Genomic DNA, 20,125 nt, shown 5'->3' on the forward strand with positions numbered 1-20,125 from the left:
TGGGCAGGGACGGGCCAGGGAACGTATGACGACGACGGACACCGCGACGGCGGTCGACAGGGCCGCGCAGGTGCGCGATCTGGACGGGCAGGCGAACCGCGTCGGTTGGGCCGCGGTGATCGCCTGCGGCCTTGGCATGGCGGTGGTGGGCTGGGCCATCGTCGCGCGGATCGGTACCTTCGGCTACGCGCTCGACGATCCCTACATCCACCTGTCGCTGGCCGAGACGATCCTGCGCGGCGGCTATGGCATCAACCCGGGCGAATACGCCTCTCCGTCCTCGTCGATCGCCTATCCCTTTCTTGTCGCGGTGACTCTGGCCCTCGGCTTTGGCAGTTTCGGCCCGCTGGTCCTAAACGTCGCCGCGGCACTTGGCGCGGCCTTCGTGTTGGGCCACCTGCTGGGACGGGCGCTGGAGCGGGCGAATGGCGGGGTCAGCGCCTGGGCCTACCCTTTGGTGCCGCTGCTGCTGCTGGCCAGCCACGGCTACGGGCTGGCCTTCGTCGGGATGGAGCACACGCTGCATGTCCTGGCCTCTCTCGCCATCGTGCTGGGGCTGTCCAGGATGACCCGCGACGGGCCGGTGCACTGGGTGCTGATCGCCGGGGTCCTGGCTGCGCCGCTGCTGCGGTTCGAGGGGCTGGCGTTCTCGGGCGCGGCGTTGGTCGCGCTCGCCGCCTTCGGTCGCTGGCGGCTGGCGCTTGGCCTTGGGGCGGCGCTGGCGGGGCTCTTGGGCATCTACGTGCTGGCGATGCAGTCGATGGGCCTGCCGCCGCTGCCGAGTTCCGTGCTGGTGAAATCCGGCACCTCTGCCGCCGCCATTGGCGAGGCGTCGTTCCTGGCCGAGGTCATGCAGAACCTGCGCGACCTGGTGGGCGAGCCGCGTGCGCAATGGGTGCTCTTCGGCTCGCTTGCCCTGATCGTCCCGGCGCTCTGGCCCGGCCTGCCGGCGGCCGCCCGTGTCACCGCGGCGGCCACCGCGGCGGCGGGACTGGCGCATTGCGTGGCCGGGTCGTGGAGCATCTTTCCCCGCTACGGCATCTACCTTGTCGCCAGCGTGCTGGCGGCCTGGCTGGTGGTTCTTGCGGCCCTGCCGATCGCACCGGCGCGGCGGGTGTGGTTCGTGCCGCTGATCGCGGCCGTCTGCCTCTGGGCCGGGCAGCTCTACCTCGTGGCAACGCGGCTGATGCCGCCGGCAGCGCAGAACATCCACGACCAGCAGTACCAGATGCACCGCTTCTCGACCGGGTTCTTCCGCGATCCGGTGGCGGTGAACGACCTCGGCTGGACATCCTACCGGAACGAGGCCGCGGTGCTCGATCTCTGGGGGCTGGGGTCCGAGGAGGTCCGACGCCTCACCGCAGCGGGCAAGCGCACCCCCGAGGCCCTGCGCGACCTCACCTACCTGCACCGGGTGAGCTATGCGATGCTCTTCACCGACTGGTTCGACGGCCAGCTGCCACCCGAATGGTGCCGGATCGCGACCCTACGCACGATCAGCATCGTCACGCCCTTCGATCACGTGGATTTCTACCTTGTCGACCCGGCGCGGGGCTCTGACATGCGCGCGGCGCTTTCGGCCTGGGCCCCCAGCCTTCCGGCCAGCGCATCGGTTGAAATCCACGCCTGCGATCCCTAGCTGCAAAGGATAGACGGCTCCGCACGCGCGGTTTGCCGCTTTGCTGCGCCCCTCCGTCAAGAACGGTTTCCAAATCACCCGCTTTGATGTATGGCGGCGCAATCTGAGACGTGACGCTCCGGCCCCCGGCGTTGTGCAAAAGGATTGGGGGCGGCGGCAATGCGGCCGCCATGCAAATGGGAGACCCGGGAGGGCCCGGGAGTGCTCCCCTACAGGATACGCTAGATGTTCAACGTAACGACGAAATCGATGGAGTGGGGCAACGAAACCCTCACTCTGGAAACGGGCAAGATTGCCCGCCAGGCAGACGGCACCGTCATCGCCACGCTGGGGGAAACCAGCGTCATGGCGAACGTGACCTTCGCCAAGGAACCGAAGCCGGGTCAGGACTTCTTCCCGCTGACGGTCCACTACCAGGAAAAATACTACGCTGCCGGTAAAGTCCCCGGCGGCTTCTTCAAGCGCGAGGCACGGCCGACCGAGAAGGAAACGCTGACCGCGCGCCTGATCGACCGCCCGATCCGCCCGCTGTTCGTCCCCGGCTTCAAGAACGAAGTCCTCGTGATGTGCACTGTGCTGAGCCACGATCTGGTCAACGACCCCGACGTCGTCGCCATGATCGCCGCCTCGGCCGCGCTGACCATCTCGGGCGCGCCGTTCATGGGCCCGATCGCGGGCTGCCGCGTCGGCTATGTCGATGGCGAATACGTGCTGAACCCCGATGTCGAGGACATGCACAAGCTGCGCGAGAACCCCGAGCAGCGGCTCGACCTCGTGGTCGCGGGCACCCGCGATGCCGTGATGATGGTCGAATCCGAAGCCTACGAGCTGACCGAGGCCGAGATGCTGGGCGCCGTGACCTTCGCGCACGAGCAGATCAAGCCGGTCGTCGACCTGATCGTCTCGCTCGCCGAGGACTGCGCGAAAGAGCCCTTCGACTTCACCCCGCCGGATTACTCGGACCTCTACGGGGCCGTCAAAGCCGCCGGTGAAGACAAGATGCGCGCCGCCTACGCGATCACCGACAAGCAGGAACGCGTTTCGGCCGTTTCCGCCGCAAAGGACGCGATCAAGGCTGCGCTTACCGAAGAGCAGCTGGACGACGCGAACCTCGGTTCGGCTCTGAAGAAGCTGGAAAGCTCGGTCCTGCGTGGCGACGTCGTGAAGAACGGCCGCCGCATCGACGGCCGCGCCACCGACCAGGTCCGCCCGATCGTCTGCGAAACCGGCCTTCTGCCGCGGACGCACGGTTCGGCGCTCTTCACCCGTGGCGAGACGCAGGGCCTCGTGGTCACCACGCTCGGCACCGGCGACGACGAGCAGATGATCGACGCCCTGAACGGCACCTACAAGTCGAACTTCCTGCTGCACTACAACTTCCCGCCGTACTCGGTCGGTGAAGTGGGCCGCGTGGGTTCGCCCGGTCGTCGTGAGATCGGCCACGGCAAGCTGGCATGGCGCGCCCTTCAGGCCGTCCTGCCTGCCGCGACCGACTTCCCCTACACGATCCGCGTCGTGTCCGAGATCACCGAATCCAACGGCTCGTCCTCGATGGCTTCCGTCTGCGGCGGCTCGCTGTCGATGATGGATGCGGGCGTTCCGCTGAAATCGGCCGTGGCCGGCGTGGCCATGGGCCTGGTGCTGGAAGATGACGGCTCCTACGCCATCCTGACCGACATCCTCGGCGACGAGGATCACCTCGGCGACATGGACTTCAAGGTCGCGGGCACCGAGAACGGCATCACCTCGCTCCAGATGGACATCAAGGTGGCCGGGATCACCCCCGAGATCATGGAGAAGGCCCTGGCGCAGGCCAAGGAAGGCCGGATGCACATCCTGGGCGAGATGAACAAGGCGCTCAGCGGCGCCGGCGACTTCTCGGTCCATGCGCCGCGTATCGAGACCATGCAGATCCCGACCGACAAGATCCGTGAAGTGATCGGCTCGGGCGGCAAGGTGATCCGCGAGATCGTCGAAGTGTCGGGCGCCAAGGTCGACATCAACGACGAAGGCACCATCAAGATCGCCAGCCCGAACGGCGAAGCGATCCAGAAGGCCTACGACATGATCTACTCGATCGTCGCAGAGCCGGAAGAAGGCCATGTCTATAAGGGCAAGGTCGTGAAGATCGTCGACTTCGGCGCCTTCGTGAACTTCTTCGGCAAGCGCGACGGCTTGGTGCACGTCTCCCAGATCGAGAACCGCCGCCTGAACCATCCTTCGGACGTCCTGAAGGAAGGCCAGGAAGTGTGGGTCAAGCTGCTGGGCTTCGACGATCGCGGCAAGGTCCGCCTGTCGATGAAGGTCGTCGACCAGGAGACCGGCAAGGAAGTCGAGAAGGAGGAAGTGGAGGAGTAATCCCCACCTCCGACCAGGACTTGAATGGCCCCGGAGCAGCGATGCTCCGGGGCCTTTTGCATTTCGGCGGGTGCGAAACATTATTTCGCATCGGATGGTGACTTTGGGTCAATCTGAGATAGATTGATGCATTGTTCACGCAATCGATTGCATTACCGCTTTGGGAGGAGCTCATGCAAAGAACACTTGGCGCGGCCGTAGTGACGGCCGCCGCAACCATCGTGTCCGTACCGGTGCAGGCGTCGCCGCTGTCGGACATCTTCACCAGTTTCTATGCCTTCGGGGACAGCCTGACGGACGACGGCAAGTTCGGGGCGCTGCTGCCGCCCAGCTTCGGCGGGCGTTTCACCAACGGCCCGACCTATGCCGAGATGATCGCCGAGGATTTCGCGGTCAGCGAGAACTACGCCCTCGGCGGCGCGACGGCCGGCCCGGTGAACACCAACGCGCCCTACGGAACATCCAACGTGCCGCCGTTCGAGGACCTGAACAAGTACGCGACCCTCGGGGACCAGGTCGATCTCTTCATGTCCGAGCTTGACCTGGGCGCGGCCGGGTCCAACCCGCTCGTCTCGATCCTGATGGGGTCGAACGACATCTTCCAGAACGCGCTCGACCCGCTCTTCGACGTCACCGAAACCGTCGAGCACGTGATCACCGCGGTCTACGAGATCGCGGCGGCGGGGCCGTTCGACGATTTCATCATCCCGCTCACCCCGGGCACCGACAGCCCGGTCTACGGCGCGCTGCGCATCGCCTACAACGACTACCTGCTCAGCCGGCTGGCCGATCTTGAGGCGGACGGCCTGAACATCTTCGTGGCCGACCTCGACGCCGCCTCGGACCGGATCGATGCGGACCCCGAAGCCTATGGCATCACCGAGGAGGGCTATTGCGCGCCCTCGTTCTTCTCGCTCGACCTGACGCGGAACTGTACCTTCGTCGGGATCGGCCCGTCGGGACCGATCTTCGACTTGACGCTGGCAAATGCCTACCCGCTGGCCGATCCGGTGCATCCGACAACGCCGATCCACACCGAATGGGCCAAGGAGATCACCGCCACGGTGCAGGCCGACCTGTCGCCGGTGCCCCTGCCGGCGGGCGGTGTGCTGCTGCTGGCCGGTCTCGGCGCGCTTGGCATCGCGCGCCGCCGCCGGGCGTGACACGCGGGCGGGGCGGTGACGCCCCGCCTCAGGCCTGGCCGGGGTCTCCCTCGACCAGGATCGCCTCGGCGGGCTTGGCCTTGTGTTCGGGCTCGACATGGATGGCGATGCGCGATCCCGGAATGGCCGCGTGCAGCGCCGCCTCGATCCGGTCGCAGATCTCGTGCGCCTCGAAGACGCTGGTGGTGCCCGGCACGACGAGATGGAAATCGATGAAGGTCGCCTTGCCGGCGTGGCGGGTGCGCAGGTCATGCGCCTCGACCGCGCCGTGACCCTCGGCCGCGATCACGTCGCGCACCCTGGCCAGCGTCTTTTCCGGCACCGCCTCGTCCATCAGGCCACTCAGGGACTCCCGGATCACCCGGATGCCGGACCACAGGATGTTCACCGCGACCAGCGCCGCCATCGCGGGGTCGAGGATCCACCAGCCGGTCGCCAGGGCCAGCACGATGCCGAAGGCGACCCCGCCCGAGGTGACGACATCCGCCAGCAGGTGCTTGCCGTCGGCCACCAGCGCCGGGGACCGTTCGCGCCGCCCAGAGGTGATGAGAACCCAGCACCACCAGCCGTTGATCGCGGTGGCCAGCAGGTTCAGCGCCAGGCCGGGCCCGGGGGCAAGGATCGGACGTGGATCCTGGAACCCGGACCAAGCCTCGCGCAGTATCAGTATCGCCGCCACGACGATCAACACGCCTTCGAGAACCGCACTGAAGAACTCGGCCTTGTGGTGGCCGTAGTTGTGGGTGTCATCGGCCGGCCGCTCGGCCACCCGGATCGCGACCAGCGCGGCAATCGCGGTGGCCACGTTGACGGTGCTTTCCAGGGCATCCGACAGCAGCGCGACCGAGCCGGTGATCCACCAAGACCACGCCTTGAGCGCCAGCACGAGGCAGCCGACGAAAAGCGATCCGATCGCGATCTTGAGGGTGTTCGACATGGCACGGCCCGGGGTTGCAGCGGGAGGGCCTAGATAGGTCTCTGGTCGCCGTCGCGCAAGCCATTGTCATTGCTTATGAAAATCACTCGCAATCGCATCTTGGCCGGGCGCGGGACAGCCCCGAAATTGCAAGCGATACCAAAGCGTTCCCGCCGGGCGTCAGGGCCGGAGGCCCGGCGGGTCGTGATCAGTTCTTGGCCGGTTGCGTTCCGCCCGCGGCGCCATCGGCCGCGGCGAGGTCGGCACAGCCGGCAAAGAAGCAGCCCTGGGCCCCGAGGGATTCGGCACCCGCGCAGCTCAGCCGTGCCTCGCGGGCGGCATCGCGGATGGTGGTGGCCTCGGCCTTGTACTCGGTCCCGTTGGTCTGGAACGGGCCGACGTTGCCCTCGGTGTCGGGCTGGCCGGGCTCTCCGCCCTGGAAGGTGCAGGCAAAGCCGGTGGCTGCCTGGGCGGCGAAGGGGCTGCCCAGAAGGATCGCCGTCGCGGCGACAAGGGTGATCTGACGCATGGGTCTGTCCTGAAGAATGCCGCGGCGCGTCCGGCCCGTGCCGCCCGCCGCGAGAGAGTCAGCTAGAGCCGCCCTGACCTTTGGTCAATCGGCCTTGTGGGCGGCGCATCGCAAAGACATGAATGTGTCGTCTGCCCCGGCCCGCGGAACGGTCCGGGTCGCGCCGCGTCGGCGCGTCCGCCTTGACGTGGCGGGGCAGGCGGGGATGCTGCGCAGAGGGAGGAGCCAGCCATGTATCACGAGGGCCAGATCAGTTACGAACCGCAGCCGCTGCCCGACAGGCGCGAGCTGTCGGACGCCGAGATGGCGCAGGCGGCGCAGGACTTCTTTGACCTGATGAAGACGCGTCACACGGTGCGCGACTATTCCGACCGGCCGGTCGACGGCGCGGTGATCGCGAAATGCGTCGAGACGGCGGGCCGCGCGCCTTCGGGCGCGAACCACCAGCCCTGGCATTTCGTGGCGATCGCCGATCCCGCGATGAAGGCCGAGATCCGCCGCGCCGCCGAGGCCGAGGAGGAGAAGTTCTATGCCGGTGGCGCCGGCGACGAGTGGCTGAAGGCGCTGGAGCCGATCGGCACCGGCGTGTCGAAGCCGCACCTCGAAGAGGCGCCGTGGCTGATCGTGATCTTCGCGCAGCGCTACGGCGTGACCCGGGAGGGCACCCGGTACAAGAACTACTACGTGCCCGAAAGCGTCGGCATCGCCACAGGCTTCCTGATCGCGGCGCTGCACAACGCGGGGCTGTCGGCCCTGACCCACACGCCGAACCCGATGCGGTTCCTGAACGAACTCTGCGACCGGCCCGAGAGCGAGAAGCCGGTGATGATCCTCGCCGTGGGGCATCCGGCCGCGCATGCGACGGTGCCGGCGGTGGCCAAGATGAAGAAGCCGCTGGACGAGATCCTGACCGTCCGGTGACGCGGCAGCGGGGGCGGGGGGCTGTCTGCCCCCCGACGCGGCCCTTGGCCGCGCCTCCCCCGAGGATATGGGACCAGAGGAAGCGGGCGGCGCGGTCCGTCGGAGAGACGAGAGGCAAGTGCGATGAAGACAGTGTCCGAGAACCGGTGTTTCGGAGGCGTGCAGGGGGTCTATGCCCACCAGAGCGCGGCGACGGGATGCGAGATGACCTTTGGCCTGTTCCTGCCGGAAGAGGCGCGGGACGGTCCGGTGCCGCTGCTGTGGTACCTCTCGGGTCTGACCTGCACGCATGAGAACGCCATGGTGAAGGCGGGGGCGCAGGGCTGGGCGGCCGAGCAGGGGATCGCGTTGGTGTTCCCCGACACCTCACCCCGGGGCGAAGGAGTGGCCGACGACGAGAGCTTTGACATGGGCCAGGGCGCGGGGTTCTACGTGAACGCGACCGAGGCCCCCTGGGCGCCTCATTTCCGGATGTGGGACTACGTGGCCGAGGACCTGCCCGACCTGCTGGCCCGCGAGTTCGCGGTCGACATGGAGCGGCAGGCGATCACCGGCCATTCGATGGGCGGGCACGGCGCGCTGACGCTGGCGATGACCTATCCGGAACGTTATCGCTCTTTCTCGGCCTTCGCGCCGATCTGCAACCCCACGGGCGCGGACTGGGGCCGCAAGCAGCTGGCGGGCTACCTCGGGTCGGACGAAGCCAAGTGGGCGCCACATGACGCGAGCCTGCTGATGGCCGAGCGCGGGTTCCCCGGGCCGGTGCTGGTGGACCAGGGCGCGGCGGACCAGTTCCTGGACCTCCTGCGGCCCGAGACGCTGTTCCAGGCGGCCGCGGCGCGGCGGCAGGAAGGCACGTTCCGGATGCAGAAGGGCTATGACCACAGCTACTTCTTCGTGTCGTCCTTCATGGAGGATCACGTCGCCTTCCATGCCGAGGCGCTCTACGCGTGACGGTCCTCTACATCGATGCCGACGCCTGCCCGGTGAAGGCCGAGGCCGAGCGGGTCGCCACCCGCCACCGGGTGCGGATGCTCCTGGTGTCGAACGGCGGCATCCGTCCGTCGCAGAACCCGCTGGTCGAGATCGTGGTGGTGCCCGAGGGGCCCGATGCCGCCGACATGTGGATCGCCGAGCGGGCCGGGCCGGGCGACGTGGTGGTGACGCAGGACATCCCGCTGGCGGCGCGCTGTGTCGAGGCGGGGGCGCGCGTCCTGAAGCCCAATGGCGAGGCGCTCGATGCCCGCAACGTGGGCCAGGCGCTGGCGGTGCGCGACCTGATGACCGACCTGCGCGCGGCGGACCCGTTCCGGCAGGGCGGCGGCAAAGCGTTCTCGAAAGCGGACCGGTCGCGGTTCCTCGACGCGCTGGAGCGCGAGATCCGGGCGGCCGGGCGATAGCGGCGCGGTTCAGGCGGCGGCCGGCGGGGGCACGTCGCGGGCATAGGTGATCGAGGTCGGGCGGTCATAGCCCGCGTGCGCCGTGCGCCCGGTTTCGGAAAAGCCGAGCCGGGTGAAGGTGGCCTGGTTCTCGGTCAGTTCCACCCGGGTCTGCAGCACCACCCGCGGCAGGCCGAGGGCGCGGGCCCGCTCCACCGCGAAATCGAGCATCAGCCGGGCGAGGCCCCGGCCCCGGTGGCTTTCGGCCACGGCGAGCTTGCCGAGGTAGAGGTGATCGTGTTGCGGGGCGAGGACCATGCAGGCCACCGGCGCGGGATCGTTGAGCACCCAGAGCTCCTTGCTGCGGGCCTCGTCCGCGAAGGTCGCGGGCGTCATCCGGGTCAGCGAGGAGGGCGGATCGATCCGGTCCTCCATGTAGGCGAAGGCCCCGGTCAGGAGGCCGTGGACCGACACCATGTCGTCATCTGGGGTGAGGCGGACGGGCTGCATGGGGCCGAGATTACGCCCGCCGCGGCGGGGGCGGAAGAGGGTGCTGACATGAACGACCCTCATAATGAGCTTGTTGAATATGAATTGGGCTTATGTAGGCGGATGGGATAGAGCCTTCGGCTCAACCGCTGCCGAAGGATATGCCCCATCGTGACCCGCAAGATCGTCCCGTCCCCTGTCTTTGCCGAACTGGAACGCGCCATGGCCGAGCGCATCCTGATCCTCGACGGCGCCATGGGCACCCAGATCCAGTTGCTGGGCCTCGACGAGGCCGATTTCCATCTTGCCCCGGATCATGCCGGTCACGCGCGCTACGAGAACGACAAGCCGCAGAAGGGCAACAACGACCTTCTGAACCTGACCCGTCCGGACGTGATCGAGGATATCCATTACCGCTATGCCATGGCGGGCGCGGACATCGTCGAGACCAACACCTTTTCCTCGACCACCATCGCGCAGGCCGATTACGCGATGGAGGCGGCGGTCGACGACCTGAACATCGAGGGCGCGCGGCTGGCGCGCAAGGCGATGGACCGGGCCGAGGCCGAGGATGGCCGCCGCCGCTATGTCGCGGGCGCGCTCGGGCCGACGAACCGGACCGCCTCGATCAGCCCGGACGTGAACAACCCCGGCTACCGCGCGGTGAGCTTCGACCAGCTGCGCGAGGCCTATGCCCAGCAGGCCCGCGGGCTGATCGAGGGCGGCGCCGACATCCTGCTGATCGAGACGATCTTTGACACCCTGAACGCCAAGGCCGCGATCTTTGCCTGCGAAGAGGTGTTCGCGGAGACCGGCACCCGCCTGCCGGTGATGATCTCGGGCACGATCACCGACCTCTCGGGGCGCACGCTGTCGGGCCAGACGCCGACCGCCTTCTGGCATTCGATCAGCCATGCGAGGCCGCTGACCGTCGGGCTGAACTGCGCGCTTGGTGCCAATGCGATGCGCGCCCACCTGGCCGAGCTGTCGGGGGCGGCCGACACGATGGTCTGCGCCTATCCGAACGCCGGCCTTCCGAACGAGATGGGCGAATACGACGAGACCCCGGAGCAGATGGCGGCCCAGATCGCGGGCTTTGCCAGGGAGGGGCTGCTGAACGTTGTCGGCGGGTGCTGCGGATCGACCTATGACCACATCCGGGCGATCGCCGAGGTGGTCAAGGGCCACGCCCCCCGAGTGGTGCCGAAGAAGGCGCCGCTGATGCGGCTGTCGGGGCTGGAGCCGTTTACCCTGACGAGCGACATCCCCTTCGTGAACGTGGGCGAGCGGACGAACGTCACCGGCTCGGCCCGGTTCCGCAAGCTGATCACCAATGCCGACTACACCGCCGCGCTCGAGGTCGCGCTGAACCAGGTCGAGAACGGCGCCCAGGTGATCGACATCAACATGGACGAGGGGCTGATCGATTCCAAACAGGCGATGATCGAGTTCCTGAACCTGATCGCCGCCGAGCCCGACATCGCGCGGGTGCCGATCATGATCGACAGCTCCAAGTGGGAGGTGATCGAGGCCGGGCTGAAATGCGTGCAGGGCAAGTCGATCGTGAACTCGATCTCGCTCAAGGAGGGGGAGGAGGCGTTCCTCCACCAGGCGCGGCTCTGCCGGGCCTATGGCGCAGCCGTGGTGGTCATGGCCTTCGACGAGACCGGGCAGGCCGATACCGAGGATCGCAAGGTCGCGATCTGCCAGCGTGCCTATCGGATCCTGACCGAGGAGGTCGGCTTCCCGCCCGAGGACATCATCTTTGACCCCAACGTCTTTGCCGTGGCGACCGGGATCGAGGAACACGACAACTACGGCGTCGACTTCATCGAAGCGACGCGCCGGATCACCGAGACCTGCCCGCATGTCCATATCTCGGGCGGCGTGTCGAACCTGTCGTTCAGCTTCCGCGGCAACGAGCCGGTGCGCGAGGCGATGCACGCAGTGTTCCTTTACCACGCGATCCAGCAGGGCATGGACATGGGGATCGTGAACGCGGGGCAGCTGGCGGTCTACGACCAGATCGACGCGGCGCTGCGCGAGGCCTGCGAGGACGTGGTGCTGAACCGCGCGCCCGCGAACGGCGGCAACGCGACCGAGAACCTGCTCGAGATCGCCGAAACCTACCGCGGGCAGGGCGGCGGCAAGGGGCGCGAAAAGGACATGTCCTGGCGCGAGCTGCCGGTCGAGAAGCGGCTGGAACACGCGCTGGTCAACGGCATCACCGAATTCATCGATGCCGATACCGAAGAGGCGCGCCAGCAGGCCGAACGACCGCTCCACGTGATCGAGGGGCCGCTGATGGCCGGGATGAACGTGGTCGGCGACCTCTTTGGTGCGGGCAAGATGTTCCTGCCGCAGGTGGTGAAATCCGCCCGCGTGATGAAGCAGGCCGTCGCCGTGCTGCTGCCCTACATGGAAGAGGAAAAGCGCCTGACCGGCGGCGAGGGGCGCAACAGTGCCGGCACCGTCCTGATGGCGACCGTGAAGGGGGACGTGCACGACATCGGCAAGAACATCGTCGGCGTCGTCCTGGCCTGCAACAACTATGAGATCATCGACCTGGGCGTCATGGTCCCGGCCGAGAAGATCCTCGCCGTGGCCAAGGAGAAAAACGTCGACGTCATCGGCCTGTCCGGCCTGATCACCCCCTCGCTGGACGAGATGGTGCATGTCGCCGCCGAGATGGAGCGCGAGGGCTTTGACGTGCCGCTGCTGATCGGCGGGGCGACGACCAGCCGGGTGCACACGGCGGTCAAGATCCATCCGCGCTACGACCGGGGGCAGGCGATCCACGTCACCGACGCCAGCCGCGCGGTCGGGGTGGTGTCCTCGCTCCTGTCGCAGAGCCAGAAGTCCGATTACGTGGCGCGGGTGCAGGAGGAATATGCCGACGTCGCGAACAAGCACGCGCGCGCGGAACTCGCCAAGCAGCGGCTGCCGTTGCAGGCGGCGCGGGACAATGCGCTCAGGATCGACTTCTCGGGCTACCGGGTGGCCGCGCCCAGTTTCCTCGGTGCGCGGACCTTCGAGGACTGGGACCTGGCCGAGCTGGCCCGCTACATCGACTGGACGCCGTTCTTCCAGACCTGGGAGATGCGGGGCGTCTACCCCAAGATCCTCGACGACGAGAAGCAGGGCGAGGCGGCGCGCGCGCTCTTTGCCGACGCGCAGGCGATGCTGAAGCGGATCATCGACGAGAAATGGTTCCGTCCCCGCGCCGTGGCCGGGTTCTGGCCCGCGAACGCGGTTGGCGACGACATCCGGCTGTTCACCGGCGAGGACCGGCAGGAGGTGCTCGACACCTTCTTCACGCTCCGCCAGCAGACCTCGAAGCGCGGCGATCGTCCGAACGTGGCGCTCAGCGATTTCGTGGCGCCCGTGGGGGTCGCGGATTACGTCGGTGGCTTCGTGGTGACGGCGGGGGTCGAGGAGATCGCCATCGCCGAGGCCTTCGAACAGAAAAACGACGATTATTCCTCGATCCTGGTCAAGGCGCTGGCCGACCGCTTTGCCGAGGCGCTGGCCGAACGGATGCACGAGCGCGTCCGCCGGGAGCTCTGGGGCTATGCCCCGGACGAGAACGCCAGCCCCGAGGACCTGATCGCCGAAAACTACGACGGCATCCGGCCCGCCCCGGGCTATCCGGCACAGCCCGACCACACGGAAAAGACGACGCTGTTCCGCCTGCTCGACGCGACCGCCGAGACCGGGGTGGAATTGACCGAGAGCTTTGCCATGTGGCCCGGCAGCTCGGTCTCGGGCCTCTATATCGGGCACCCGGACAGCTATTACTTCGGCGTCGCCAAGGTGGAGCGGGACCAGGTCGAGGATTACGCCGCTCGCAAGGGGATGGAGATCGAGGAGGTCGAGCGCTGGCTGGGCCCGATCCTCAACTACGTCCCCGGCGGCGCGTCGCAGGTCGCCGCCGAGTAGGCCCTAAAGCAGCGCGCCGATCCGCGCGCGCGCGGAATTGGACCGGGGCTGCCAGAGGCCCCGGTCGATCGCCTCCTGCAGGCGCTCCGCGATCTCGCGCAGGGCCGCGGGGTTGTGATCCCCGATGAAGGTGCGGGTGTCCTCGTCGTTCAGGAAGGCGTCCTCGACCAGGTCGAAATGGTGGTTCTGCACCGCGCCCGTCGTGGCGGCGAAGGCGAAGAGGTAATCGACCGTCGCCGCGATCTCGAACGCACCCTTGTAGCCGTGGCGCTTCACGCCCGCGATCCATTTCGGGTTCACCACGCGGGAGCGGACGACGCGCCCGATCTCTTCGTCGAGCGTGCGGATGACGGGCCGTTCCGGACGGGAATGGTCGTTGTGGTAGATCGGCACGTCGCGGCCCTGAAGGCTGTGGACCGCCGCCGCCGCGCCGCCTTCAAACTGGTAGTAATCGTCGCTGTCGAGCAGGTCGTGTTCGCGGTTGTCCTGGTTCTGGACGATCGCCTCGGCCTGTTTCAGCCGGGTCTCGAAGCCCTGGCGGTCGGCCGCGCCCTCGGCCTCCGCCGCATAGGCGTAGGAGCCCCATTCGAGGTAGGCGGCGCCGAGGTCGGCCTTTTCCGCCCATAGCCGTTCGTCGATCATTGCCTGCAGGCCCGCGCCATAGGCCCCGGGTTTCGAGCCGTAGACGCGGGATTGCGCCTCGCCCGCCCGCGCACGGGCGGCGGCGGGGTTCATGTCGTCCGGTTCGTCCAGCGCCTGCACCGCGCGGGCGGCGCGATCCACGAGGGCGATCAGCTGCGGGAAGGCGTCGCGGAAGAAGCCCGAGATGCGGAGCGTCACGTCGACGCGCGGGCGGTCGAGGATCGAGAGCGGCAGGATCTCGAACCCGGTGACGCGGCGGTTGGCGCTGTCCCACTGCGGCTTCACCCCCATCAGGGCGAGGGCCTGGGCGATGTCGTCGCCGCCGGTGCGCATGTTGGCGGTGCCCCAGGCGGTCAGCAGCAGCGCGCGCGGCCAGTCGCCATGGGTCTGAAGGTGCTTTTCGATCAGCAGGTTGGCCGATTTCCAGCCGAGCGCCCAGGCGGTCGGGGTCGGCACCGCGCGGCTGTCGACCGAGAAGAAGTTGCGCCCCGTGGGCAGGGTGTCGAGCCGTCCCCGCGTCGGCGCGCCGGAGGGTGCGGGGGGACGAAGCGGCCCGCAAGGGCGGTGAGCAGGCCCGCGCCCTCGGAGGGGCCGCAGCCGTCGAGGGCCGGGGCGACGGTGGTGGCGATGGTGTCGAGGACGGCGGCGAAGGCGGGGCCGGGGGCCGCGACCTCTGTGTCAAGCAGCGCGGCCGCCAGCAGTTCCAGCCGTTCGACGGTGTCGCCGTGGGTCCGCCAGCTGTCCGCCGAGACCCCGGCCAGAACCTCCGGTCTAGGCCCTTCCCAGGCCGCCGCCATGTCGCAGTCGAGCGGGTCGAAACCCAGCCCGAGATCGGCCGCCAGCGCGCGGGGAAGGGAGGCGTCGCCGCCCGCGCCCGCGCCGCGCGGTATGCGGGTCAGCGCGATCAGCAGGTCGCGCCGCAGCCGGCCCTCGGGCGACTGGCCGAAGACATGCAGCCCGTCACGGATCTGCGCCTCCTTCAGTTCGCAGAGATAGGCGTCGAGTTTCGCGAGGTCGGTGTCGCTGTCCTCCCCCGTGAGCCCCGCGTCGCGGTCGAGGCCGGTGGCGGTGGTGAGCGAGAGGATCTCTTTCCGCAGCACCTCGATCCGGCGGGGATCGACACCGGCGGCCTCGTAATATTCGTCCACCAACGCCTCGAGGTCGCGCATCGGGCCGTAGCTTTCGGCCCTTGTCAGCGGCGGGGTCAGGTGATCGACGATCACCGCCTGCGCCCGGCGCTTGGCCTGCGTGCCCTCGCCGGGGTCGTTCACGATGAACGGGTAGACATGCGGCATCGGGCCGAGGACCGCCTCGGGCAGGCAGGTCTCGGACAGCGCCAGCGCCTTGCCGGGCAGCCATTCGAGGTTGCCATGCTTGCCCATGTGCACCACCGCGTCGGCGCCGAAGACCTCGCGCAGCCAGATGTAGAAGGCGAGGTAGTTGTGCGGCGGGACGAGGTCGGGGGAATGGTAGGTCTCGGTCGGGTCGATGTTGTAGCCGCGGGCGGGCTGCAGGCCGACGATGACATTGCCGTAGGTGAGGATGGAAAGCTTGAAGCACGGCTCCGCGGCGGCGGCGCCGGACGGAGAGCGGCCCTCCGGGGGAGTTTTTCAGGCAAGATGAAGGGATCGGCCTCGGGCTGGCCCCAGCGGTCGGTGATCCGCTGCTTCACCGCCCAGGGCAGGGCGTCGAAGTGGCGGCGGTAGGTCGAGAGTGGCAGGGCCACGCCGCCCGCACGCTCGGCCCGGTCGGTGAGCCAGTTGGTCGGGCCTGCGAGGACCGCCTGCATCAGGGCATCGCTGTCGGCGGGAGCGTCCGCGACGGCGTAGCCCTCGGCGGCCAGCAGGCGCAGCGCCTCGACCGTGGCGGCGGGGGTGTCGAGGCCGACGCCATTGGCGAGGCGGCCGTCCTTGTTGGGGTAGTTGGCGAGGACGAGGGCGACCTTGCGGTTCGCAGGGGCCGCGTGGCGCAGGGTGCACCAGCGGCGGGTCAGCTCGGCCACGAAGGTGATCCGGTCGCCGCGCGCGCGGTAGGTGGCGATCGGGCACTGGGTGGCCGCGTCGAAATACGCCTCGTCCTTGAAGCTGATCGCGCGGGAGAGGATGCGGCCGTCGACTTCGGGAAGGGCCACGTTCATCGCGATGTCGCGGGCGGAGAGGCCGGAAAGGCCCTGCTCCCAGGCCTCCTCGGACCCGCCGGAGAGGACGACCTGGAAGGTGGGCGCGCCGTTGGCAGAGGGGGCGGCGAGCGGGTTCTCGGCCCCGTCGCCATGTGGCGAGCCGGTCGCGAAGGCGGTGGCGTTCAGGATGGCCGAGGGCGGCGCGGCGGTGAAGAGATGTTCGAGCGTGGCGGTGGAGACCGGATCCTTCAGGGAGGCCACGAAGACCGGCATCGGGGCGAGGCCCGCGCGCAAGAGTGCCTTGGTCAGGCGGTTGATGGGGTTCAGCCCCGCGCCCTGAACCAGCGCGCGGTAGAAGATCACCGGCACGACGGGGGCACCTTCGGGCCAGATCGCGCGGAGGGTGTCGAGCGTCGGGGCGCTGTCGCCCGGCCAGTAGAGGCCGGCGCGCAGAAGCGGTTTCGGGGCGGGCGGCGCCTCGGTGCCGTCCAGCATGTGGGCGGCGTGGCGCAGGAGGTTGGTGGCGTTCTCGGGCCCGCCCTCGACCAGGTAGGACCAGAGGCGGTCATAGTCGCTGTCCGAGACGGTGGAGAGGGCGCGCAGCTCGGCGTCGGGCTTGTCGTCGCCGGGCAAGAGCGCCAGCGGGACGCCCCTCGCGTGCAGGCGGGCGGCATATTGCTCCACCCCGTAGCGCCAGTAGCCAATGCCGCCGAGGATGCGCGCGATCACGAGGCGGGAGCCTTCCGCACATTGGTCGAGGTGCAGGTCGACCGACATCGGGTGGCGCAGGTGGGTGAGGTTGGCAAGGCGGAGCGAGGGGGCGCCCGGCAGGGCCGCGCGGGCCTCGGACAGGGCCGCGAGTTCGGTGTCGGCGGCCGAGATCACCACGAGGTCCGCCGGGGTCTGGTTCAGGTCGACCGGCTCCTGTCCGTCGTCATGGGATCCGGGCGTGGCGGCGAGGAGATGCATCGGGCAGGCCTAGGGGCTGGTGGTAAGTGCGGGAGCCTCCGGCGGGAGTTTATCTGGCAAGATGAAGCCGGGTGGCGGCCCCGGAGCGCCAGAACGGTCGTGGGCGGCGTCAGTCCGACCCCATGGGCTCCAACCGTTTCTCCATGAAGACGCTCAGCGGGTCCTCGGCATAGTCGCCGAAGGGCCCGCGCTCGGCGAAACCGTGGCTGGCGTAGAGGCGGCGGGCGGCGGTCAGCGTGTCACCGGTCTCCAGCCGCACCACCGGCAGCCCCTCTTCCCGCGCGGTGTCCTCGAGCATCCGCATAAGGGCGGCGGCGGCGCCGGTGCCGCGGGCGGCGGGGTCGACGAACATCGACTTGATCTCGCCGTAGCCGTCCCGGAGCGCGAGCGCGGCGCAGCCCACCACCGCGCCGTCGCGGCGGGCGGCGAAGAAGCGGATGTCGTCGCCTGTCAGCGCCGCGGGATCGAGCATGTGGTTGCTCTCGGCCGGGAAGAGATCGCCCATCAGGGCATGGCTCATCTGCAGCAGCCGCAGGCAGTCGGGGTCGAGCGGGGATGCGGGGAGGATCTGGATCATGCCGAGAGCGCCTGTTCGATCGCCGCTTGGTCCAGCCCGGCCTGGCCGATGACCACCAGCCGGGTGGCGCGCGCGTCGGCGCCGAACGGGCGGTCGAAATAGGTGTCGACGCGCGGCCCGACGGCCTGCAGCGTCAGGCGCATCGGCTTGCCCGCGACGGCCGCGAACCCCTTGAGGCGCAGGATGTCGTGGGCGCGGATGACCTCGGCCACCTGTTCGGCGAAGGCGGTGGCGTCGGTGACCTCGCCACGGGTGACGACGAAGGTCTCGAACTCGTCATGGCCGTGGTCGTGGTGATGATCGTGGTCGTGATCACCGTCCTCGTCATCGTCGTGATGGTGGTGGTGATGGATCTCGTGCCGCGCCGCGGTGTCGCCTTCGGCGGCAGAGTTCATCCCCAGCAGCACCTCGACCGGCAGCGCGCCCATCGACGACGGCACGATGCGCACGCCGTCGCGGATGCCGGATTTCAGCTCCGACAGGATCGCCGCCGCCTCGTCCGCGCTCAGCAGGTCGGACTTGTTCATCACCACCATGTCGGCACAGGTCAGCTGGTCCTCGAAGAGCTCGCTGAGCGGGGTCTCGTGGTCGATGCTCTCGTCGGCGGCGCGGATCGCGTCCACCGCGCCCTCGTCATGGGCAAACCGGCCGTCGCGGAGCGCCGGGCCGTCGACCACGGTGACGACACCGTCGACGGTCACCCGGGTCGAGATGCCGGGCCAGTTGAAGGCGCGGATCAGTGGCTGCGGCAGGGCGAGGCCCGAGGTCTCGATCACGATGTGGTCGGGCCGGTCGGGCCGGTCGAGCAGCTTTTCCATCGTCGGCACGAAATCCTCGGCCACGGTGCAGCAGATGCAGCCGTTCGAGAGCTCGAGGATGTCATCCTCGCCGCAGGTCGCGTCGTTGCAGCCCTTGAGCAGCTCTCCGTCGACGCCGAGATCGCCGAACTCGTTGATGATCAGCGCGATGCGCTTGCCCTCGGCATGGGTCAGCATGTGGCGGATGAGGGTGGTCTTTCCGGCGCCGAGGAAGCCGGTGATGATCGTGGCGGGGGTTTTCGTCTGCATGGGGATCTCCGGGGCGCGCGGGGTCAGTCGACCGTGACAACCTGCACCGCCTCGATGGGGGTGCCGTCATGGGCGAGTTGTTCGTGGCTGTTGGCGTTGAGCGTGACGCGGATCTCGACATCGCCGGGGTGGATGCCGGCGATGTTCACCCAGGGGGCATAGGCGCGCATCACCTTGACCCCGTCGACGTAGACATGGGCGTGGCCCTCGCCGGCGGTGTTGGGCGTGTTCACCCGCTCGGGGGCGAAGTCGAAGTTCTCGGTCTCGATCTTCAGGTTCAACCCGCCGTTGCCCTCGGGCAGGGCGGTGAAGGCGACGGTCGGGGCGGGGGTGCCCGCCTCGACCAGCCGGGAATGATCGTGCCCGGCCATCTCGGCATCGTGCGTGTCATGCGCGACGCCGTGGCTGGCGTGGTCGTGGCCCTCGACCTCGGCCCCGGGAACCTGCGCCAGCAGGAACCCGAAGCCGGTGCCGAAGAAGAGCCCGATCACCAGCATGAAGAGCGTGTTCTTCACGCCGCGGCCTCCTGCCGCTGCTGGGCCGCCTCGCGCTGCCAGAAGTATCCGGCCAGCCAACCAAGCAGCACCCAGGCGACAAGGCCCACGCCAAGCGCGCGGGCGGCGAAGAGCGCGGCCAGTTCCGGCGGCACCGGTCCGGTGAAGCTGTCGGGATGCGGCGCGCCGACCACGTGCGGGGCCAGGATCAGGATCGCGGCGGCCACCTTGACCAGCCAGCCACGGCCGAAGGCAAAGCCCCAGAGCGCGACGGCGGTCGAGATCACCGTGGCCGCCCACCAGAATCTGCCGCGACACGAGGTCGGCGGCGGCGACGCCGGGCACCTCGGGCGGCAGGCCGAAGGCCGGGGCGAAGTGGACGCAGGCAAAGCCCGCCAGCCCCCAGAGCACCCCTGTGCGCCCGTCGATCCGGGCCCCGCGCTGCTCGGCCAACGCCATCAGCGCGACCATGATCAGGGCGTAACCGGTGTAGATCAACGCGGTGAACAGCACCGACAGCCCGTCACGCACCACGTCGATGCCGGGCAGGTCGGGATGGGCGCTGACCGCGCCCGCCCCGAAATGGGCAAGGTCTCCGCCCTCGTAGAGTTCCGCGTGCAGCAGCACAGGCTGCACGAACATGAGCTGCAGCGCGGCGGCCGCGAGCCCCGCGCAAAAACCAGCGAACAGCGCGCTGGTCACGATCTGTCTGAACATGGCGTGTCCCGGGGCCTCAGTGGCAGGGGAAGCCGGTGGCATGGCGGACGTCGTGGGCCGCGTCATGCAGGGTCGAGGCCTGCAAGTGGCCGGCGAAGATCACGATCCCGACGCCGATCAGCGCCGCCAGCACGATGCCGGTGGTGGTCGAGGCGGATGCGGCCTGCGGGGCGGCGGTGGCCTTGGTCGATGCGTTCATCTGTCACT

14 protein-coding genes and 2 pseudogenes are annotated in these 20,125 nt (G+C 68.6%); 7 read left to right on the forward strand and 9 right to left on the reverse strand.

What is annotated here, in order from left to right; translation table 11 throughout:
* Positions 1-25: 25 nt before the first annotated feature.
* The 3 genes from ACE2AC_RS18025 to ACE2AC_RS18035 all read left to right on the forward strand — a co-directional run bounded on the left by ACE2AC_RS18025 (position 26) and on the right by ACE2AC_RS18035 (position 5,160).
* Positions 26-1,639, forward strand: a complete 1,614-nt coding sequence (locus ACE2AC_RS18025; protein WP_375688890.1) for a hypothetical protein — start codon at positions 26-28, stop codon at positions 1,637-1,639.
* Between the two features lie 225 nt (positions 1,640-1,864).
* Complete coding sequence (gene pnp / locus ACE2AC_RS18030) at positions 1,865-3,997, forward strand: polyribonucleotide nucleotidyltransferase (RefSeq protein WP_375688892.1); 2,133 nt, start codon at positions 1,865-1,867, stop codon at positions 3,995-3,997.
* Positions 3,998-4,170: 173 nt separating this feature from the next.
* Positions 4,171-5,160 carry an SGNH/GDSL hydrolase family protein gene (locus tag ACE2AC_RS18035; protein ID WP_375688893.1) on the forward strand — a complete coding sequence of 330 codons (990 nt, stop codon included), beginning with the start codon at positions 4,171-4,173 and terminating at the stop codon, positions 5,158-5,160.
* Positions 5,161-5,188: 28 nt separating this feature from the next.
* Here ACE2AC_RS18035 and ACE2AC_RS18040 read toward each other — a convergent pair whose 3' ends face one another.
* On the reverse strand, positions 5,189-6,097 hold the full coding sequence (locus ACE2AC_RS18040; RefSeq protein ID WP_375688895.1) for a cation diffusion facilitator family transporter: 909 nt from the start codon (positions 6,095-6,097) through the stop codon (positions 5,189-5,191).
* Between the two features lie 187 nt (positions 6,098-6,284).
* Positions 6,285-6,605: a hypothetical protein gene (locus ACE2AC_RS18045; protein ID WP_375688897.1), complete on the reverse strand. Its 321-nt coding sequence runs from the start codon at positions 6,603-6,605 to the stop codon at positions 6,285-6,287.
* A gap of 231 nt (positions 6,606-6,836) precedes the next feature.
* Here ACE2AC_RS18045 and ACE2AC_RS18050 point away from each other — a divergent pair, with 231 nt between their 5' ends.
* The 3 genes from ACE2AC_RS18050 (at position 6,837) to ACE2AC_RS18060 (ending at position 8,926) form a co-directional block, all read left to right on the forward strand.
* Positions 6,837-7,526 carry a nitroreductase family protein gene (locus tag ACE2AC_RS18050; protein ID WP_375688899.1) on the forward strand — a complete coding sequence of 230 codons (690 nt, stop codon included), beginning with the start codon at positions 6,837-6,839 and terminating at the stop codon, positions 7,524-7,526.
* Between the two features lie 123 nt (positions 7,527-7,649).
* A complete protein-coding gene (gene fghA / locus ACE2AC_RS18055; RefSeq protein ID WP_375688901.1) occupies positions 7,650-8,480 on the forward strand; it encodes an S-formylglutathione hydrolase in 831 nt (276 codons plus the stop codon).
* A complete protein-coding gene (locus ACE2AC_RS18060; RefSeq protein ID WP_375688903.1) occupies positions 8,477-8,926 on the forward strand; it encodes a YaiI/YqxD family protein in 450 nt (149 codons plus the stop codon). The genes fghA and ACE2AC_RS18060 overlap by 4 nt, the downstream gene beginning before the upstream one ends.
* 9 nt (positions 8,927-8,935) lie before the next feature.
* Here the strand turns inward: ACE2AC_RS18060 and ACE2AC_RS18065 are convergent, their stop codons facing one another.
* Positions 8,936-9,415 (reverse strand): GNAT family N-acetyltransferase, encoded by a 480-nt coding sequence (locus tag ACE2AC_RS18065; RefSeq protein ID WP_375688905.1) that lies wholly within the window; start codon positions 9,413-9,415, stop codon positions 8,936-8,938.
* A 201-nt stretch (positions 9,416-9,616) separates the two neighbouring features.
* On the opposite strand from ACE2AC_RS18065, the gene metH reads away from it, so the two are divergent.
* A complete protein-coding gene (gene metH / locus ACE2AC_RS18070; RefSeq protein ID WP_375692134.1) occupies positions 9,617-13,333 on the forward strand; it encodes a methionine synthase in 3,717 nt (1,238 codons plus the stop codon).
* A 3-nt stretch (positions 13,334-13,336) separates the two neighbouring features.
* Here the strand turns inward: metH and cobN are convergent.
* The 6 genes and pseudogenes from cobN to ACE2AC_RS18100 all read right to left on the reverse strand — a co-directional run bounded on the left by cobN (position 13,337) and on the right by ACE2AC_RS18100 (position 20,117).
* A pseudogene (gene cobN, locus ACE2AC_RS18075) lies at positions 13,337-17,063 on the reverse strand (cobaltochelatase subunit CobN).
* Between the two features lie 109 nt (positions 17,064-17,172).
* Positions 17,173-17,640 (reverse strand): GNAT family N-acetyltransferase, encoded by a 468-nt coding sequence (locus tag ACE2AC_RS18080; protein WP_375688907.1) that lies wholly within the window; start codon positions 17,638-17,640, stop codon positions 17,173-17,175.
* Positions 17,637-18,707, reverse strand: a complete 1,071-nt coding sequence (gene cobW / locus ACE2AC_RS18085) for a cobalamin biosynthesis protein CobW (protein ID WP_375688909.1) — start codon at positions 18,705-18,707, stop codon at positions 17,637-17,639. Before cobW ends, ACE2AC_RS18080 begins: the two co-directional genes overlap by 4 nt.
* 23 nt (positions 18,708-18,730) lie before the next feature.
* Positions 18,731-19,222 carry a hypothetical protein gene (locus ACE2AC_RS18090; protein WP_375688911.1) on the reverse strand — a complete coding sequence of 164 codons (492 nt, stop codon included), beginning with the start codon at positions 19,220-19,222 and terminating at the stop codon, positions 18,731-18,733.
* A pseudogene (locus ACE2AC_RS18095) lies at positions 19,219-19,918 on the reverse strand (CbtA family protein). The gene ACE2AC_RS18090 and the pseudogene ACE2AC_RS18095 overlap by 4 nt, the downstream one beginning before the upstream one ends.
* Before the next feature lie 16 nt (positions 19,919-19,934).
* Positions 19,935-20,117, reverse strand: a complete 183-nt coding sequence (locus ACE2AC_RS18100) for a CbtB domain-containing protein (protein WP_375688913.1) — start codon at positions 20,115-20,117, stop codon at positions 19,935-19,937.
* Between the last annotated feature and the right edge of the window lie 8 nt (positions 20,118-20,125).

This window comes from Pseudooceanicola sp. LIPI14-2-Ac024 (assembly GCF_042188925.1).
Taxonomy (GTDB): domain Bacteria; phylum Pseudomonadota; class Alphaproteobacteria; order Rhodobacterales; family Rhodobacteraceae; genus Pseudooceanicola.

Bases quoted from the DNA above. Each gene is read 5' to 3' on its own strand.
- ACE2AC_RS18025 (WP_375688890.1), top strand. From the start codon at position 26: ATGACGACGACGGACACCGCGACGGCGGTCGACAGGGCCGCGCAGGTG.
- pnp (WP_375688892.1), top strand. From the start codon at position 1,865: ATGTTCAACGTAACGACGAAATCGATGGAGTGGGGCAACGAAACCCTC.
- ACE2AC_RS18035 (WP_375688893.1), top strand. From the start codon at position 4,171: ATGCAAAGAACACTTGGCGCGGCCGTAGTGACGGCCGCCGCAACCATC.
- ACE2AC_RS18040 (WP_375688895.1), bottom strand. From the start codon at position 6,097: ATGTCGAACACCCTCAAGATCGCGATCGGATCGCTTTTCGTCGGCTGC.
- ACE2AC_RS18045 (WP_375688897.1), bottom strand. From the start codon at position 6,605: ATGCGTCAGATCACCCTTGTCGCCGCGACGGCGATCCTTCTGGGCAGC.
- ACE2AC_RS18050 (WP_375688899.1), top strand. From the start codon at position 6,837: ATGTATCACGAGGGCCAGATCAGTTACGAACCGCAGCCGCTGCCCGAC.
- fghA (WP_375688901.1), top strand. From the start codon at position 7,650: ATGAAGACAGTGTCCGAGAACCGGTGTTTCGGAGGCGTGCAGGGGGTC.
- ACE2AC_RS18065 (WP_375688905.1), bottom strand. From the start codon at position 9,415: ATGCAGCCCGTCCGCCTCACCCCAGATGACGACATGGTGTCGGTCCAC.
- metH (WP_375692134.1), top strand. From the start codon at position 9,617: ATGGCCGAGCGCATCCTGATCCTCGACGGCGCCATGGGCACCCAGATC.
- ACE2AC_RS18080 (WP_375688907.1), bottom strand. From the start codon at position 17,640: ATGATCCAGATCCTCCCCGCATCCCCGCTCGACCCCGACTGCCTGCGG.
- cobW (WP_375688909.1), bottom strand. From the start codon at position 18,707: ATGCAGACGAAAACCCCCGCCACGATCATCACCGGCTTCCTCGGCGCC.
- ACE2AC_RS18100 (WP_375688913.1), bottom strand. From the start codon at position 20,117: ATGAACGCATCGACCAAGGCCACCGCCGCCCCGCAGGCCGCATCCGCC.